At 46.1% G+C, this 16,363-nt stretch carries 15 protein-coding genes and 2 pseudogenes; 6 read left to right on the forward strand and 11 right to left on the reverse strand.

Going from position 1 to position 16,363, the window contains the following annotated elements:
• Window positions 1-366 precede the first annotated feature (366 nt).
• A complete protein-coding gene (locus NDA02_RS21780) occupies window positions 367-1,839 on the reverse strand; it encodes an amidohydrolase family protein (RefSeq protein WP_348255871.1) in 1,473 nt (490 codons plus the stop codon).
• A gap of 109 nt (window positions 1,840-1,948) precedes the next feature.
• Between NDA02_RS21780 and NDA02_RS21785 the strand changes: the two genes are divergently transcribed.
• The gene (locus NDA02_RS21785; RefSeq protein WP_348255873.1) at window positions 1,949-2,749 is read left to right on the forward strand and encodes an aspartyl/asparaginyl beta-hydroxylase domain-containing protein; all 801 of its coding nucleotides are present in this window, start codon (window positions 1,949-1,951) and stop codon (window positions 2,747-2,749) included.
• A gap of 15 nt (window positions 2,750-2,764) precedes the next feature.
• On the opposite strand, the gene NDA02_RS21790 is transcribed toward NDA02_RS21785, so the two are convergent.
• Together NDA02_RS21790 and NDA02_RS21795 are read right to left on the reverse strand one after the other, a co-directional pair.
• The gene (locus NDA02_RS21790; RefSeq protein WP_190789661.1) at window positions 2,765-3,160 is read right to left on the reverse strand and encodes a nuclear transport factor 2 family protein; all 396 of its coding nucleotides are present in this window, start codon (window positions 3,158-3,160) and stop codon (window positions 2,765-2,767) included.
• A gap of 30 nt (window positions 3,161-3,190) precedes the next feature.
• Window positions 3,191-4,198, reverse strand: a complete 1,008-nt coding sequence (locus NDA02_RS21795; RefSeq protein ID WP_348255897.1) for a zinc-binding dehydrogenase — start codon at window positions 4,196-4,198, stop codon at window positions 3,191-3,193.
• 183 nt (window positions 4,199-4,381) lie between these two features.
• Here NDA02_RS21795 and NDA02_RS21800 point away from each other — a divergent pair, with 183 nt between their 5' ends.
• On the forward strand, window positions 4,382-5,275 hold the full coding sequence (locus NDA02_RS21800) for a DUF4437 domain-containing protein (protein ID WP_348255875.1): 894 nt from the start codon (window positions 4,382-4,384) through the stop codon (window positions 5,273-5,275).
• Window positions 5,276-5,315: 40 nt separating this feature from the next.
• Here the strand turns inward: NDA02_RS21800 and NDA02_RS21805 are convergent, their stop codons facing one another.
• Genes NDA02_RS21805 through NDA02_RS21815 form a run of 3 tightly spaced genes read right to left on the reverse strand, consistent with a single transcriptional unit; the run spans window position 5,316 to window position 8,283 of the window.
• Entirely contained in the window at window positions 5,316-5,762 is a 447-nt protein-coding gene (locus NDA02_RS21805) for a DUF3598 family protein (RefSeq protein ID WP_348255877.1), read from the reverse strand.
• A gap of 13 nt (window positions 5,763-5,775) precedes the next feature.
• Complete coding sequence (locus tag NDA02_RS21810) at window positions 5,776-7,188, reverse strand: aldehyde dehydrogenase family protein (RefSeq protein WP_348255878.1); 1,413 nt, start codon at window positions 7,186-7,188, stop codon at window positions 5,776-5,778.
• 39 nt (window positions 7,189-7,227) lie between these two features.
• Window positions 7,228-8,283 carry a nitrilase-related carbon-nitrogen hydrolase gene (locus NDA02_RS21815; protein WP_190789657.1) on the reverse strand — a complete coding sequence of 352 codons (1,056 nt, stop codon included), beginning with the start codon at window positions 8,281-8,283 and terminating at the stop codon, window positions 7,228-7,230.
• Window positions 8,284-8,617: 334 nt separating this feature from the next.
• Between NDA02_RS21815 and NDA02_RS21820 the strand changes: the two genes are divergently transcribed.
• Window positions 8,618-9,427, forward strand: coding sequence for a DUF1838 domain-containing protein (locus NDA02_RS21820; RefSeq protein WP_190789656.1), 810 nt, complete (start codon window positions 8,618-8,620; stop codon window positions 9,425-9,427).
• Here the strand turns inward: NDA02_RS21820 and NDA02_RS21825 are convergent.
• Entirely contained in the window at window positions 9,424-10,458 is a 1,035-nt protein-coding gene (locus NDA02_RS21825; RefSeq protein WP_190789655.1) for a VOC family protein, read from the reverse strand. The two genes, NDA02_RS21820 and NDA02_RS21825, sit on opposite strands and share 4 nt — an antisense overlap.
• Window positions 10,459-10,592: 134 nt before the next feature.
• On the opposite strand from NDA02_RS21825, the pseudogene NDA02_RS21830 reads away from it, so the two are divergent.
• A pseudogene (locus NDA02_RS21830) lies at window positions 10,593-10,817 on the forward strand (DDE-type integrase/transposase/recombinase); the annotation flags it as partial.
• Window positions 10,818-11,023: 206 nt separating this feature from the next.
• On the opposite strand, the gene NDA02_RS21835 reads toward NDA02_RS21830, so the two are convergent.
• Entirely contained in the window at window positions 11,024-11,206 is a 183-nt protein-coding gene (locus NDA02_RS21835; RefSeq protein ID WP_348255881.1) for a hypothetical protein, read from the reverse strand.
• 831 nt (window positions 11,207-12,037) lie between these two features.
• On the opposite strand from NDA02_RS21835, the gene NDA02_RS21840 reads away from it, so the two are divergent.
• Both NDA02_RS21840 and NDA02_RS21845 read left to right on the forward strand, forming a co-directional pair.
• Window positions 12,038-13,072 (forward strand): aliphatic sulfonate ABC transporter substrate-binding protein, encoded by a 1,035-nt coding sequence (locus NDA02_RS21840; protein WP_348255883.1) that lies wholly within the window; start codon window positions 12,038-12,040, stop codon window positions 13,070-13,072.
• A gap of 233 nt (window positions 13,073-13,305) precedes the next feature.
• Window positions 13,306-14,217 carry a TauD/TfdA family dioxygenase gene (locus tag NDA02_RS21845; protein WP_348248132.1) on the forward strand — a complete coding sequence of 304 codons (912 nt, stop codon included), beginning with the start codon at window positions 13,306-13,308 and terminating at the stop codon, window positions 14,215-14,217.
• A gap of 157 nt (window positions 14,218-14,374) precedes the next feature.
• Here the strand turns inward: NDA02_RS21845 and NDA02_RS21850 are convergent.
• From NDA02_RS21850 to NDA02_RS21860, 3 genes and pseudogenes are all read right to left on the reverse strand, one after another.
• A pseudogene (locus tag NDA02_RS21850) lies at window positions 14,375-14,719 on the reverse strand (transposase); the annotation flags it as partial.
• A gap of 375 nt (window positions 14,720-15,094) precedes the next feature.
• Window positions 15,095-15,871, reverse strand: coding sequence for a DUF5602 domain-containing protein (locus NDA02_RS21855; protein WP_190791825.1), 777 nt, complete (start codon window positions 15,869-15,871; stop codon window positions 15,095-15,097).
• A gap of 199 nt (window positions 15,872-16,070) precedes the next feature.
• On the reverse strand, window positions 16,071-16,211 hold the full coding sequence (locus NDA02_RS21860) for a hypothetical protein (protein ID WP_190791826.1): 141 nt from the start codon (window positions 16,209-16,211) through the stop codon (window positions 16,071-16,073).
• Between the last annotated feature and the right edge of the window lie 152 nt (window positions 16,212-16,363).

Below are 16,363 nucleotides of genomic sequence, written 5' to 3' on the forward strand. Positions count from 1 at the left end.
CAACAAGATACGGGCACGGGTCAGTTTGCGAGCCGAGTGCTTTCCAGTCCTCAACAGGGTTTCTAGCTGTTGAACTTCGGCATCCGTTAAATCGACGATGTAACGCTTCTGACTCATAATGATCTTCCTGGATTTGAGTCACCTTACCAGAAATAACCCCACCAGGCAAAGTTCCCTTGGCAGACTACTAGGCACTTCTAGGGGATGCCAGTGCGAATTTACCTAACGCATTTGCTTCATAGGTCACGCAAGTTCAGACAATATCATTTGTCGAGTAATGCTTCAGATATCGGAGTGATTGGGCTGTACATCAACCGTTACTTTGGTCTCTCTATCTAACCAGCAACCAGCAACCCATGTAAAACATTACCGAAACCGCTTCAAATAATGCCCCTGAGGTGAACCCAATACCTGTCCCCGATCGTAAATCAAATTCCCACGCAGAAATGTATGCTTCACTCGCCCTGTTAGTTCCATTCCCTCAAAGGGGGTATAGCCTTGTTTCGACTCAGATTCAGCAGCACGAACCACAAACGTTTCATTGGGGTCGAGTAACGCTAGGTCAGCATCATACCCGATCGCGATGTCACCCTTTTGAGGAAGTCCAAACCGTTGCGCCGGATTCCAGCACAGTAATTTTGCCATATGGTTGTAGGACATCCCCCGCTTACTGCCTTCGCTGACAATTCCTGAGAGTAGATATTCTGTGCCTCCAAAGCCCGCCTTTGCGAGCCAGATATTGTCCGGATCCTGAAAGTTCGCTTTTTTCTCGGCAGAACAACAGGCATGATCGCTCACAATCCAATCCACTTGATTCTGCAACACTGCATTCCACAAGTACTCGACATCCGATCGCGGTCGAATTGGCGGATTCACTTTTGCCCATTTACCCGTAGGAACCTCGACATCAAGCAGCAGATGACCCACGGTCACTTCTCGCCTGAAATTGATGTGGGGAAAGGTCGTTTGCATCATCAAAGCTGCTTCCACCGCTTTGCGGGAACTGAGATGGAGCAAATTGATGTTGACGCAGTTTGTTTCATGGGCTAGATAAGAAGCAATACAAATGGCTAACCCCTCGGAGTGGGGAGGACGAGCAGCGCTATAAGCACTCAGTCCGGTGAGGCTTGAGTCTTGCTGCACAATTTTGGTATAGGCATTTAGAATATCAGCGACTTCGCAATGAAGACTAAGGCTAATGGTGTCTTGCAGAGTGGGATAACGTTCCCTTAACTGAGACAAACTGCGCATGATGAATTCAAAGTGGGCGAAGTCGTAACGCTCTTCTTTGTTGATCATCAGAAATAGATTTTGCTGATCGGAGAGACCATGCAAACCATACCCGCCATAAAACATAAAAATTTTGAACGAAGCAACGCCATGCTGTTCAAATAGCCATTGCATTTCGTCAATATGCTGGCTACTAATTGGTGCAACATGATAGCCATAATCGACAAAGAAGTTGCCTTCCGATAGGGCAAGCACCTCTGGAAAAAAATCTCGATAAGACCCGCCTTTATTCAGATAATACTGACCTGTGCGGATGTAGTTCAGGCTGGTCGTTACGCCTCCCATTGCGGCTGCTTTGCTTTCGGCGATCGCGTCTTGGTCAAGCGGTTGATAGATGCCAATGTGCATGTGAGCATCCACCACTCCTGGAAAGCCGAGCAGATTCTGAGCATCAAACACTTCCTTGGCCTGCTCAGGGGGAATTTCAGGTGAAATCTGGGCAAATTTGCCATCCTTAATGCCCAAATCGAGGGACTCCACGCTAGCTTGATTTGGACGAACGACACGAACGTTTTTGATCAATCTATCCAGAACTAGAGTTTCGGGCACAGCGCCTCCTGTAAAATTCAGTGAAACAGGTTTTTCCTGGAGTGGTTCAAGATAAAACTTTTAGAATGAAATTACAGGGCTAGGCTTAATTGAGTTTAGGAGGAGAACGATGGAAGCGTTTAATGAATATCATTTAGACCCCAAGCAGTTTCCTTTCTTGAACATTCTTCAGGAGAATTGGCAAATCATTCGTGATGAGTTTACATCGTTTCGGCAGAATGCTTCTCAGGAAGAGATGCAGTTTGCTTTTGATGTGATGGGTCCTAAGAGTAAAACAATTAAAACCAAAGGCAAGTCAAAATATAGTGCTTTTGGGGTGCTATTTCAAGGAATGTTTATTGATCAATACATTCAATTTCATCATATTGAATATCCTCACCATGAGTTACAGAGTGTTTCAGAGAAAGCACTCGAATTAAGAAAACGATACTTTCCAGGTTTGACGGGAGCGATCGAAGAAGCGAATTTGAGCAACGACAATGTTCTGAGAAATGTTTATTTTGGGACATTTCTTCCCGGCCTGGATGTCAAACTTCATGTAAACTACAACCCGCATATGAATCGCGGTTATCTAGGTCTGATTGTGCCTGAGGGAGATATCGCGATGAAAATATGCCATGACAAGCTGTATTGGCATGAAGGTGAATTTATGGTTTTAGATCACAGCTATCCTCACTGTCCGCACAACTACACGGAGAATGAGCGAACTGTTTTGGTGGTCGATTTCTTCAAAACAGATCAGCCGAGAGCAGAGGTCGAGCGATTTGAGCAGGATTTAGTCAGACAGCGGATGGAAGAGAACCATTACAGCCTGGGTGTTTTTGGTAAGAATGATCAAGCAAAACCAGAAGATTTTATCAAGTATGGTTTAAGTCATCAGCTGGAATGGGACAAAGCTTTGGGAGTATAGTTCACATTCATTTCATTAGTTTGATTTACCATCGCTACCTAGATATTCTCGGTAGCCGCAAATTTTATCGCCGCGAACATCAAACGAAACTGCGACTCGATTTTTATAAGGGTTTCCCCACATCAGCCCTTCATCACGAAACTCGAAAACAACGGTTGTTTCGTTGCTGGTCACCCGATCGAGGGTCAGGGTTAATCCCTCGCTGTACACTTCAGAGACATAGCTGAAGAACTCGATCGCACGCTCTTTTCCGACATTCAACCCATGAAACTGACCGAGCGGAAACCAGAATGAAAAATCGTCGGTGAGCATCTCGAAGAAGGCCTGCCAGTCTCCAGTTGACAGTCCATGTTCAAAATGGGCAAAGGCTTGCCGAGCAACGGCTAATGTATTGGCTGATTCTGTAGTCATAACGAGAGCTTTACGACTAGAGTTTTACGACTAAAGCTGTACAACAACCTTACCGCAATTCTTACCGCTCAGCAGATATTCCACGGCATCTGGAATCGCCTCAATGCCACGAAACACGGTCGGATCAACCGCCACCTTGATTTTGCCTGTATAAAACAAATCGAGCAAGCGATCGCGTCCCTCCTCCGCATACTCAGAAAAGTGAGGCATTAAAAACCCGCGTATCGAAGCGGCTTTCCAGAACAGCTTTTGATAAATTCGAGGTTGAGTCACACATTCTAAATCGTTTGTATATTCAGAAATAAAACCAACGACAACTAAGCGTCCTCGGATTGCTAAGTGATTTACACAAATATCAAAAACCTGTCTACCCACGCAATCAAACACCAGATTAATCCCGTTAGGATATTCTTCTCGGAGAACCGTATCGAGCGTTTCAGTTCGGTAATTGATAATTCGATCGCATCCTAACTTCTTTAGTAATGCTGCCTTCGCCTCAGAGCCACAAACCCCAATCACATGATTTCCAGCTAACTTGGCAAGCTGCACAGCAATATGTCCGGTTCCTCCTGCTGCCGCAGTGACTAAAACGACTTCCCCACGCTTCATTTCTCCAACTTTTTCTAGGGCAACGAGCGCGGAGAGCCCCGTGGGCATGAGCGTCAAAAGATCAGGCGTAGTATCGCGGATTTTGACTGCCAGATCTGCAGAGATAGCCTGATACTCGCGATAGCCCCCTCCCCGGACTGTTGTGGCAACCGCATCTCCAACTTGCAGGGTGTGAACATCTTGCCCGATCGCCACGACTTCCCCCACGGCTTCGACACCGAGATCAAACGGAGGAGTGAGATTTACATAGGGAACATTTCCTTTGCAAACCAGGGTGTCAAATCCGGCATTAATACCCGCAAATTTGTTGCGAATCAGAATCTCGCCAGAATTTGGGGCAGGAATTGGGAGTTCTTCAATCGCGATCGCTGAGCGAAAATCAGCGCTAAATTGTTTCGCAACCAGCTTTTTGTAGGTTTTGGAGTGCATGGCAACGCATCCACCTTCACAATAGAACGTTTCGTAAGGATGGCGATCGCAGTCCTCAAACATAAACATTAATCGTCACCCATTCCATTCAATTATTCCATTCAATCATGAGTCTATGAGACAGCAAGGGTATAGGATTAGATTAACGAACTCGCTTCAGATTTGTTTACAGGTTGTAAAGGTATGGATGACCAAAATCAATCCTCTGTCTCTATATCTTCAGAAGCAGATAATTTTTTAGAGGTAGTTCCAATTCCTGAAGATTGGGGTGGAGACGGTCAAGGGCGGATGAGTTTGTCTAGACGATGTACCGCGATCGCAGCAGGGCATGTTCCGAGCCAGTATCAGTATTTCTATACTCATCACATTTCAGAACAAGCGTGGCAGATTTATGGCATAGCAGAACAGACAGTAACAGCAACCTGTCAAATGCTTTCTTGGCATGAAAACAGCGCATCCACTGCGAAAGTTGTGCTGCCGTCCCAATTTGAAATGCCTGCGGGCAGGTTTACGGCAGATCTGGAAATTTTTGTGCTGAGTGGTGCTATTCAAGTGGGAGCGTGGAAACTTAGCAAACACGGCTACTCCTTCATTCCGGCAGGAGTCAGAGTTGGACCGTGGAAAGTCTTAAACGGTGAAGCGGCGGAAATTTTATGGATGGAAAACGGCAGTGTCCAGTATCAAGATTTGCCGAATCACTCACAAGCTCGAATCAATGAGTTTATTCCCGCATTAGACAGCAAATTGTTGCCCTGGGGAAAGACAGACACAAGACAGTTTACCGAATCGAACAAGAAGTGGCTGAGAAAAGCTCCAAACGGTGGGGGAGCATGGCTACTTGCCATCCTGCCTCATTATGACGGGAAGCAAGCGATGATTCAGTCTTATAACGAAGAAGCTTACTGCCTAGCAGGATGTTGCAATATTGGAAATTACCCGTTTGCGAAGGACCATTTTGGCTATGTTCCCAGCTTCACTACGTCTCCCAGACACATCTCAGAAGACGGTTGTTTATTCTTTATTCGAGTCGATCGAGATTTATCCCAATCTGGAGCAGTCTTGTCCTACGCCCATTAATTAATGCTTGCAACTTCTCAAAGTTATTTAATCATGATTCCTAGCGTTGTCGCTCCTCCTGAATCAGGGTGCGCTGATAGATTTGATTATTCTTAAACCAGTGCCAAGTGCGGGCGCGATGGCTGTTACAAGGACTAATTTGGATCATTTCATAAAGATAGAAATCGGGAACTGTTTTGTAAGCAAACCAAAGAATAACCGTTGAGTCATCAGCTTCCCACGCATGACCTTTGATGCGATCGGTATCAAACCAAAGCTTTTTGTCATGATAGGTTCCTGGAAAACGATGTTCTTCCTGCTTCCCATCTGCCCAGGTGTAACGATTGATTTGATAGTACTTTAGAGGATCATCTACCGGAAATTCACACGTTAAATGCGATTGATGGCGATCGAGGATGTTCCCATTGCAGTCGATCAAGGTATAGGTTCCAGTCCAATCTCCTGCATGTCGTGCAAGAACAGGCATTTCGTCCCGAATGTTTGCCATCATTACCTCCTTGTTATGATTTAAACCACCATGGATCATTCACAGGTTTTGTTTTAATTAAATACGCTTTCTTTCGCATAAATCGTTTCAAGGCTGCGGGTCCCATTCGCGATCCTCCCATGCCAGAGTAGTTGAAAGCATTCTTTTCTCCTTCATGGATTAAGGCGGTGAGCGCTGCATCGTTAATACTGACTGCGCCTGCCTTGATGCCATCGGCAACTTCTAACGCTTCTGTTTGTGAACCTGCAAAGACTGCGGCACTCAAACCATAGATCGTGTCATTTGCAAGGTAAATTGCTTCTTTGACAGTTCTAAATGTCATCATTGGCATGATGGGTCCAAAGGTTTCCTCAGTCATGATTTTCATTGTGTGATTCACATTGGTTAAAACCGTTGGGAAGCACCACAATCCACCATTCAAAATTTCAATCTTTCCACCGCATTGCACCATTGCTCCTTTCTCGATCGCATCTTGCAGATGATCTGCAATGATTGTTGCTTGTCGTTCTGCAATAATCGGACCAATTTCGCCGCTATTAACGGTTGGGTAAGCGAGTTTGAGTTGGGTTGCTTTAGCAACGAGTTGTTCTGTAAACGGTTTGACGATCGCTTCCGCTACATAAATCCGCTCGATCGAGAGACAAGACTGTCCTGTGTTCACCACTGAACCCCATAGAATAGCAGAGGTTGTTAGATCCAGATCCGCAGACTCCAGGACGATCGCAGGATCTTTTCCTCCCAATTCTAAGAATGCGGGAATAAATCGCTTCGCTGCGGTTTCTGCAACTTGCCGCCCTGTTTTCACACCACCTGTAAAACAAACGAGATCGACATAATCAATTAAAGCTGCTCCCGTATCTCCTGCACCTTCAATAAAAGTGAATACATCTCGTAACTTGGGAACTTTATCTAGTGTTTTTAGCAATGGAGTGATGAATCGCGGCGCAATTTCACTCGGTTTTACAATCACCGCACAACCGGATAACAGTGCTGGAATCGTGTCGATCATCGCGAGCAGCAATGGAAAATTCCACGGGCTGATGACACCCACGAGCGAATAAGGAACAGAATCTTGCTGCAAATGAATGAATGGAATTGCAGTAGGCTTCTCAATTTCTTGTAACAGTTCTGGAGCAAGCTGACACCAGCGATCGAGACTGGACAATACAGAATCAACCTCTAACACTGAAACTCCCAATCGACCCGTATCGTCAACTAATGCCTGGAGCAAATCTTCACGGTGTTCCTGAATCGCTTGTTTCCACTGCTGTAATGCGTTAATTCGTTGCTCTAAACCTGCTTTGTGCCAGCCAGTTTGAGCAGTACGGAGACGATCGCACTGTGCGGAAAGTTGATCTGGGGTGGGGGAAGAAATCCAGTCGTCGATTGCTCCAGTGCGAGGATTACGAACAGGAATTTTCGACATGATACAAGCCCTCCAAAGTTATTGCTACGATCGCTGGATTTAAATCACTCCCTGCTGGGCTAGACGCTCGATCGTGGCTAACTGAGTTTGGATAAAATGTTTGCGCTCAACCGCTCCATTTCGCATTGTGTTACTGGGATAGAACTGTGACTGGCGGTAGCTATCCATATAAGCATCAAATCGCTGACGCGAGAGCAAATTCATTAATCCAGGGTGCCGCCGATAGCGCCGCAAAGCGGCTAAGTCCACTTCTGCAAAGGCTGCCATGCTTTCTCCCGCTCCGGTTTCGGCTAACACTAATCCCCGGTAGTCCACGATTTTTGAACCCCCATCGACCGACGCGATCGGAATCGAACTATTGGCAATCCCTGCTGTATTTGCCGAAATCACGTACATCATATTTTCCACCGCACGGCTAATTTTAGCGGCCTCCTTGGGTGCTCGCGCCTGTCCATACACTTCTGATGTAGGATGAAGCAACACTTCTGCGCCACGCATTGCTAAACAGCGAGCAACTTCTGGAAACAGGATTTCGTCTGATGCGACAGCAGCAAGATTTCCAATTTCAGTTTTGGCAACCGGAAATACGCCGTCGAGTCCGTAATGCTCAAGGTATTGGTCCCACACATCATGAGGCGTAGGGGCAAACAATGAGTTGAGCCGACGATAGCGCAAAACTACAGACCCACTCGGATCTAAAACAAAACAGGTTTGAAAGTATAGCCCTGGAAAATGTGGATCAACCTCATAAGCGTTTCCTGCTAGGAAGATACGATGCTTTTGAGCGATGTTTCCCAGTGCTTCATACTCTGCCCCTGCCATGTCCAAACAAGCTTTTTCTGCCCAATCCTCCAGGGCTTCACTGATTGGAAAGCCAGTCAGAAAATATTCTGGTAGCACGACCAAACGGCAGTCCGATCCAATAAAAGCAAGACTCGCAGCAATTTGTTGTCCTAAACGCTCGATCGCGGTTTGCATTAAAGATCGAGCTTCCTGCCGATCGCGGCTTTGGTTGACTGCATGGCAGGTAACTTGCAGCGCTAGTGCTTTGTAAGCAAGCCCAGTATCAATCAACTCCTGGTCAGTAATTTTCATATTAATTTAAGCAACGTCAGTGCTTCTGAACATTCAATTTCTTTAGAATCTTAGAATCATCCTTATGGAGTTGCTGGAGTGAATGTTCGATTGAATTAAGGCTACTGAATTAAGGCTACTGAATTAAGGCTATTGTAGAGAAACCACTGCTCGATACGTTTAGAAACTTGATACGTTTAAAAAATTCAATTTTAGAAGATTAAATGTGAATTTTAGCATTGATGTAGCATTCTTGAATCCTAACGTTGTAAAACTTGAGGGAAACCGTGATTCCTTCGTTTACAGCTAGTCTTGCCAAGCTCTAGATCATGAAGTGATATAAAGGAACTTGAAGATGGCGGTTCTAACTCAACTGCTTAATGCCCAAAACTGGGTGAAGGTGCGATCGTCTCTTGATTCCACGCGATCGACTTTCTTAGCCTGGACAGGTTCGATTTACGCCTTCATTCCCGGCGAGAAGCGGCAACGCCTGTTCAAAATGGTCGGCATGAGTGTGAGCCGATGTCTTTTAGTCGAAGAGGGTCACTGGGCGTTTACTTCTAGAGAATTGACATATTACTTAGATCCAGAAACCGAAGAGAAACTCCAAACCTGGAAGAACCCGTGGACTGAGGAAGTGTTACCCGTGATGCACGTTGCTAACAATCCGGTTCAAGGCAACTTTAAGGGGCAATTTCCGGCCCAAGTAGACGAAGAAACGACAACACTCGTCTTTGATATCTTTCCTGCCTATCCAAATCCCCTGGCTGATCCAAAATTTGCGGAATACAGTTCCAATCCTCATTACCAAGCTGCCGAATTGTTTAAATTTAAGGTTCCAACTGCCGAGTTATTTGATGAGAAGTTACCGTCCGTTTCTAAACTATGGTTGACTTGGGATCGAATTGGCCCCTGGGTACCGTGGATGAAAATGGGCGATCGAGCTGGACAATTAATCTATAGTGCTTCAGGGACAAAAGTGGATGATTTTGATCAGCTCCCACAACTGCTCCAGGACGAAATTAATACACGAATGCCTCTTTACCGACACGCACCAGAGGCTCCACTGGATGACGAAGATATGACCTCCTGGCTCTACTTCCAGAAGCATTTTGACGCTTATCTTGCCGGGGAATCATTTCCGATTCCTGAACCCATAGATTAGTTTTCAACGAGTGTCCAGAAGTAGCCATCTGGGGCAATAAACGAAAAACTACGATCGCTAAATTCATTCATATACACCTCTGTAACCGCTTCAGCGGAACTTGTCTGCACCCGATCGCGGTAGGCTTCAATGTCACTCACGCGATAGGTGTACAGTGATATCCCTAAACAACCAGGTTGCGACATCTCAAACCGCTCAGGCACCGATTGTGTCTCTGGAAAGCGAACAATGTACAATCTACCCGATCGAGCTGCCTGCAAATCTGTTACCGACGATCGCGGATCATCAAAGGCAGTCACAAAAAATTTTTCGCCTGGCTGCAAATCAAAAATTTGCCGTCCTGCCTGAGAAGACTCATAGGTGGTCTCTACGTCATCCCGCACTCGCAGCAGTCCCAAAACGTCCTCATAGAACTTAAGCGTTTCCTTGCTGTCATCCTGAACAACCATTCCCATATGTGTAACTTGACTAGCTTTGAATGCCGCCTGCTCATTAATCTGTCCATAGTGCGGCAGCGTATATCCAAAGCGTTGAAATAACACTTGTCGCGTTAAGGGTTGTAGCAATAGCATCTCACGCACTCCAATCGCAGGATCAATAAACGGACGCATCTTGCGATCTTTGTTGTAGATAATTTCCCAGTGCGGCGTTGTATAGCGAATTGGTAATCCCGCCCGATCTGCTTCTTCAGCCTGATTGAGAATGGTTAATATATCAGCCGTGAGGGTCGTTGCCCAGCGATTGCCTCTTGCTTTCATCGAGCCTAGTCCCAACCCCTCATTTCGCGGCTGCTCCCACTGCATCAGTCGAATCAAACCATGATCAGCAGTTTGATGCAAAAGACGAACGGAGCGGAGGCCAGAATTAGTATGATACAAAGCTTGAGCGGTTTCTGCTGAAAGGTTTCCTTCTTCACCAACACAGTATCCAAACTGCTCCCAATATTCGATCGATGTATCTAAATCAGGTACACCGATACCCACTTCATAAATTCCGATAAGGGAGGGGGTAACTGCCTGGGATGATGACATATCGCAATCCTAAGCCAGACGTGAAAAATTAGAGTAATACCAATTTAACTTAAACTTGCATAGAATTAGGGTCAAAGCTTGGCAATACTCACTTAGGGCTAGACAAGCGCAACTCGAGATTGCGAGAGCGCAGAAGGCAAAGCAAATATCTGGATAATATTGTCGAGCAGGAGCATCGGAACATCAAGCGCCTTGTGAAGCCGATGATGGGGTTCAAGTCATTTAACACGGCAAGAAGGACATTGAGCGGGATTGAAGCGATGAATATGATTTGCAAAGAACAAGTCAATGGCATCGCACGAGGGGATATTGTCTCTCAGGCCAGATTTATCGAAGCACTTTTTGAAGTTGCTGCCTAAGACGATGACTTTAATAGATATCGTTTGTCTTTAAGAAGTTTTTGCGACACGATCTATCTGCCTTTTGCACCCACGCCAGCCCCACTTTTAAGCTTGAGCAAATTGGTTGCTTCGAGCAGCTTCAGCGATCGTCCCAAATTCGTTGCATCTCGAGATTCAGTCCGGCTATCTATGCCAAATTTGTCTTTTACAGACTATTGATAAATCTATTGATTAACCTGCTGTAAGTCTTTCTGTGGCTCGGCGGAATGAGAATCACTGAATCGATCGCGAATTGCGTGATAGAGCACTAAATAAACCAAGCTTGCTAGCAGTAATGCACAAACCCTTGCTACCACAAGATAGGGATACAAAATTTGCCAAACCGACCGAACAGGAGAAATGCTCATACGTTACATGAATCGAGAATAAGACGAAAATAATTTGAACGATTCAATCGCTCCAGAATAGGCAAACGCTCGATCGCTCAAACCAAAATCTGCAACTAAGCAAAGAGAATTGCTGCTCCAGACTCAAAGTACTAAAACCCTACCGATTTACCGTATTTTATTGGTAGATAGTAGGATATCACATATTACGCAGGAAAATCAAGCTCATTGAATTCAGCCTGAGAATAATTAGAACAGAAGCAATTGAAATCAGTTGCTCTGGATTGAATAACCTACCCCAGAATACACGGCTTAACTGCCCTTGAGGTAGAGAATTGATTAAACGACCCGAAGCGAAAGGCTTTGGCTTTAGAGCCATACTGACCAGGGTACCGAATGCAGAAAGGTTGAAACACGAGAACTATAGTACGATAAGTCGACCAACTTATAGGAATTTCATAAATACTTAAGAAGAAAACAGGCAGGAATCTGGCACTACATCTTGCAAGAAATACGAAAACATCCTATTTTTAAATAGTAAATACGGTATTCCGACCAATTTACTGTATTTATATGGAAACCACATTTATACTTCAGCAGCTCGGCGATCATTCTGCAATTTTCTGAGCTACCTCTTTATGCCAGTGCTATTTCTTTCTAGAGTAAGGTTGTGGCTCAGAAGGGTTGTGTTTCTTTGTGCTTGAGCGAGTTTTCAAGAAAAGCAGCTCTTAACAATTAATTCTTGCTGTGGAAACAGGCTTACTTTTGTTTCTCATATGTCATTTCTTGCAAGAAAAGCAGGAAGTTTGTCGATATAACCATCAGTTAAGCTAGGAAACAAGGATTCTAACGATGCGCATAAAGCGAAGGACATTTCTCTCTGGTCTGGTCGGTCTGAGTCTTCCGTTTGCTGTTTCAAGCTGCACGAACGATACATCGAATTTAACTGCGAGTTCACCTCAATCAGCTTCCAGTTCTGCTACTCCATCCAGTAATGCTGCATCAGGCACAACCATTCGAATTGGTTATCAAAAAGCAACCGAACTTGATCTGCTGCGCTCTAGGGGTAAGCTCGATCAGCAACTCAAAGAACAGGGGATCGCGATCGAATGGTCGCTGTTTCCGGCAGGTCCGCCCATGCTGGAAGCAATGAATGCAGGCCAAATTGACTTTGGCGGCGTAGGCGAATCTCCACCAATCTTTGCCCAAGCCGGAGGTGGACAGTTTTACTATGTCAGCGTCACGCCTTTGAGCTCTCAAACGCAGGATATTGTAGTGCCCAGGAATTCCGCAATCCAAGCGGCAGCTGATTTGAAGGGCAAGCGGATAGCCTTTCAGAAAGGATCGAGTGCCCATTACCTGCTGCTGAAAGTGCTGGAGGAACAGGGCATAAGTATCAAGGATATTGAAGCCGTTTCCCTTCCCCCTGCTGATGCGCGAGCTGCCTTTGAGCAGGGTAATGTTGATGCCTGGTCGATTTGGGATCCGTTTCTTGCTGTTGCTGAAGGGACAGGTAGCATTCGCAATCTCAATCTGGGGCGTGAGCGACGTGCCTACTTCCTTGCTTCGCAAAAGTTTGCCCAGAACCAGCCGGATTCTGTCAAAACGATTCTCGCAGCCGCAAAAGAAAACGGACAATGGGCAAAACAGAATTTCCGACAAGTTGCAGAGCAGTTTTCTGGAGAAATCAAAGTAGATGCCAATATTCTAGAAAAAGTGTATCAGCGACGAAGCTGGGAGGTGCTGCCTGTAGATGCTCAGATTCAGCAGGCGCAGCAAGAGGTAGCAGACATCTTTTATAAAGCGCAAATCATTCCTAAATCGATCGACGTGAAGGAAGCCTTCTTGCCCTCAGAAGAATACAGCAAAGTATTCCCAGCTAGATAACGTTTCACTACAAGGCAATGTTTATGCAGCCGACAAACTCAACCATCAGCAGCGTTCCCCTACTCGTTATTAGCCTCAGCTGCACACTTGGCTTTTTTCTATCCCTAGCGTTGGCTTTTACTAAGTACATCCAGTGACAATTAAAGCGATCGCTGTTTCATCTCCTTGAGACGACTTGAAGCATAAACAATTCGCTCCACTTCTATCTGTTCTTTAGTTTTACAGCAATCATCATGAGTTTTACAACGTTTGATCTCACTCCGCTCTCTGGACGTATCGGTGCAGAAATTCTAGGTGTTAATCTGAATGCGGCTCTCAGCGATACTCTAATTCAAGAAATTCGTCAGGCATTAATCCAATACAAAGTTATTTTCTTTCGGCGGCAGTCGCTAGATGCAGCAGGGCAAATTGCTTTTGCTCGCCGCTTTGGTGAAATCACTACGGCTCATCCGACACTTCCGCCTCTGGGCGAACATCACGAAGTTCTGGATCTCGACTATGGGCGCACGGCAACCCGATCGAATGAATGGCATACCGATGTCACCTTTGTCGATCGTCCCCCACTCGGCTCCATTCTTCGGGCAGTAGAGATTCCGCCAGTCGGAGGAGATACTGTTTGGGCAAACACCGCGGCGGCTTATCAAGATCTACCCGATCATCTCCGCACCCTTGCTGATCAACTTTGGGCAGTGCATAGCAATGTGTATGACTACGCTGAAGCTGCAATTACCGTGTCTGACGCATTAAAGGACTATCAAAAAGTCTTTACCTCAACCGTGTACGAGACATTGCATCCTGTTGTGCGTGTGCATCCAGAGTCCGGTGAGCGAGGGTTATTTATCGGTGCATTTGTCCAGCGCATTCAGGGGCTATCCGAAACAGAATCGAAGGATTTGCTGCGACTGTTGCAAGCTTATGTAACGCGATTAGAAAACACGGTGCGCTGGAAGTGGCAGGTGGGCGATATTGCCTTCTGGGATAATCGATCGACTCAACACTATGCCATTTACGACTATGAAGGACAACCCCGTCGAGTCCAGCGAGTGACGATCGTAGGCGATTTGCCACGAAGCATTGATGGCAAATTCAGTCAGGCGATTAAAGGTAATTCTTCAAACTATGTTCGTCAACCCGTTCTAGCTTAAACCCTCTTTTGTTACTACCGCAGAGGAGAAGATTTTCAAGTCCTATCAAGCTGCTTTCAGGTCTGGAATTGAAAGAATCTGGAAGGTATCCATCCAATCCATCAACTGATGTAAGGCTCGTTTGAGTCTAGGCACTGGAAAAACATGTAACCATTGTTCTAGGTTTATAAATCTTGGACAGCAAGGGATAGGTAATGCCATCAACAACGGCATAGGCATTGACACTGACGATTCCATTGGCAGTTTTACCCAGATTACCAATGTATTGTTTGGCAACGTAGTCAGTGGTGCTGCCCTTCTTGGCATCTCCTGTTTTATCAATACACAAGCTGATGGGTCGAGTTCCAATCTGTTGCCGAATCAGATGCAACCGAATAGCTCTGGCTTGTTCAATCTGCCACATCGCATCGCGCAGAAAGTGATGTAAATTTTGCCCATCTTTGAGTCCGGTGAGTTTGGCATTATGCTGCAAGTTCCCGGTAGGGACGTGATTAGAATATATTTGGCTAGGCGTTTGAGAGTAGGTTTGCCCAGTTGCAGCCGCATAACGTTCCGCTTGCACACCGACCGTATTGGGGTAATCGATTGAGTCCGAAAAGCCACTAGCGGCGACTGAAGCGGATGTGTTAACTGGCGCTGCCCCAAGCCCTTGCCCTTGTTCTGTAAGGTGATTAGCCATTTCCGAAACTGCTCAGGAAGCGACCCTTGCGGTATCTGCGAAGCAGCACGGGTGGGGCAGCGGAAGGCGATCGCTCAGTAGGAGAGGATTGATGATCCTAGAGAAGCAATTTGGGAACCCTCATTCTCTAGTCATTTTAGAGGAGGGTGAACCCTGTGATGCAAAATGTGTCGAAAATCAATCCCGTCAAATCAGCTTTTAATGGTTTGGGGCCTGGCTGATTGGGGCCGATCGCGTAAAATCAGTTAGTGCAATAACGTGTTCTCCGGTAGCTTCGTTGTAGGTAATGCGATAAGCGGTCGGATAGGCACCCGGTCTGGCATAACGGGCAGGAAGCGCGATTGCACCCTCAAACTCTTGTTGGCTTTGTAAAAAGTCGATCGTCACCATCGGTTCTACAAACGCCATTTCCCCGTTGTAAAAACCATAAATCATTGTGTGGTCAAACCCGTGTGGAACACCGTGAAACTCGTCTGCGGTGGGGTCGATCCAATGGGCACCCTGACGAGGTTCCGCACTTTCTGGAGCTAACACATACCCCGCTGGAATTAACTCTGGGGCAGGGGTGGCATACACCGTTTCTAGATTGGCTCCGGTTGCCGTAATCGCTTCTCGCTCTTGGGGGGAGATGACATAAGCATGAACATCAAAATGAGGGAGATGATAAATCTCATCGGGGGCGTGACCATGCGAGCGCCAATCCAACCCAATGTGGGTAATGGCAGTGGTTGAAGCCTCGGGAGGGAGTTGCAGCAGATATTCCTCTGCATGATCGGGAAGGTTAGACAGGGCATCGCCGGATAAGATCACACCAACTTCCGTAGGGCTGCCCTTGTCGTCTAACTCAACATAAGTGCGAACGGTGCCGTCCCCAAGCGATCGCGGTTGGCTCTCAAAGGTAGATGCTTGGCATCCAATCTGGATGGACAGAACAAGCAAAGTGGAGCAAGCCGAAACCAGAAAATTGCTACGCATAATGAAACCTCAGACTTTTACAATGATTCAGCTGCCAGATTTTGGAACAGGATACTCTTCTCGTTTTCAGGGTTGATCTGGGGATGTTTGTAGAGAGGCTCTACCTCATGAAGGGGAGAGAGATAAAACCTTTGGATTTCATCACACAAAGCCCTGTAACGGGAAGACTGCGCCAGCGATAGAATACGGGTCTGGCTAATTACGTACCGTGGGCATTCTCTGCGATCGCAATATACGCATTATGAAACAGGGGAAACTCAAAAAATTGTCCATTCATTAGTTCGGCAAGGACTTCGGCAACACGGCTGGGGTTTGCAGCGAAAATGATGTGGCGTAACATCTTGACGACCTCAAACGTTTTTCTTAAAAGGGGTTCTAGAAGAACTTGATGTTTTTAGTATGGCAATGCCCAGTTGAAAAGCCCAGGGAATATAAGACCACTTAGTTAGTAATTTAAGCGGTAAGTTAAAAGGATAGTTGAGATGGATCAAA

The organism is Leptolyngbya sp. ST-U4 (assembly GCF_039962215.1).
GTDB lineage: Bacteria > Cyanobacteriota > Cyanobacteriia > Elainellales > Elainellaceae > Leptolyngbya_A.

Coding starts and splice junctions, on each gene's coding strand:
- NDA02_RS21785 (WP_348255873.1), top strand. CDS start 1,949: ATGGAAGCGTTTAATGAATATCATTTAGACCCCAAGCAGTTTCCTTTC.
- NDA02_RS21790 (WP_190789661.1), bottom strand. CDS start 3,160: ATGACTACAGAATCAGCCAATACATTAGCCGTTGCTCGGCAAGCCTTT.
- NDA02_RS21795 (WP_348255897.1), bottom strand. CDS start 4,198: ATGCACTCCAAAACCTACAAAAAGCTGGTTGCGAAACAATTTAGCGCT.
- NDA02_RS21800 (WP_348255875.1), top strand. CDS start 4,382: ATGGATGACCAAAATCAATCCTCTGTCTCTATATCTTCAGAAGCAGAT.
- NDA02_RS21805 (WP_348255877.1), bottom strand. CDS start 5,762: ATGGCAAACATTCGGGACGAAATGCCTGTTCTTGCACGACATGCAGGA.
- NDA02_RS21810 (WP_348255878.1), bottom strand. CDS start 7,188: ATGTCGAAAATTCCTGTTCGTAATCCTCGCACTGGAGCAATCGACGAC.
- NDA02_RS21815 (WP_190789657.1), bottom strand. CDS start 8,283: ATGAAAATTACTGACCAGGAGTTGATTGATACTGGGCTTGCTTACAAA.
- NDA02_RS21820 (WP_190789656.1), top strand. CDS start 8,618: ATGGCGGTTCTAACTCAACTGCTTAATGCCCAAAACTGGGTGAAGGTG.
- NDA02_RS21825 (WP_190789655.1), bottom strand. CDS start 10,458: ATGTCATCATCCCAGGCAGTTACCCCCTCCCTTATCGGAATTTATGAA.
- NDA02_RS21835 (WP_348255881.1), bottom strand. CDS start 11,206: ATGAGCATTTCTCCTGTTCGGTCGGTTTGGCAAATTTTGTATCCCTAT.
- NDA02_RS21840 (WP_348255883.1), top strand. CDS start 12,038: ATGCGCATAAAGCGAAGGACATTTCTCTCTGGTCTGGTCGGTCTGAGT.
- NDA02_RS21845 (WP_348248132.1), top strand. CDS start 13,306: ATGAGTTTTACAACGTTTGATCTCACTCCGCTCTCTGGACGTATCGGT.
- NDA02_RS21855 (WP_190791825.1), bottom strand. CDS start 15,871: ATGCGTAGCAATTTTCTGGTTTCGGCTTGCTCCACTTTGCTTGTTCTG.
- NDA02_RS21860 (WP_190791826.1), bottom strand. CDS start 16,211: ATGTTACGCCACATCATTTTCGCTGCAAACCCCAGCCGTGTTGCCGAA.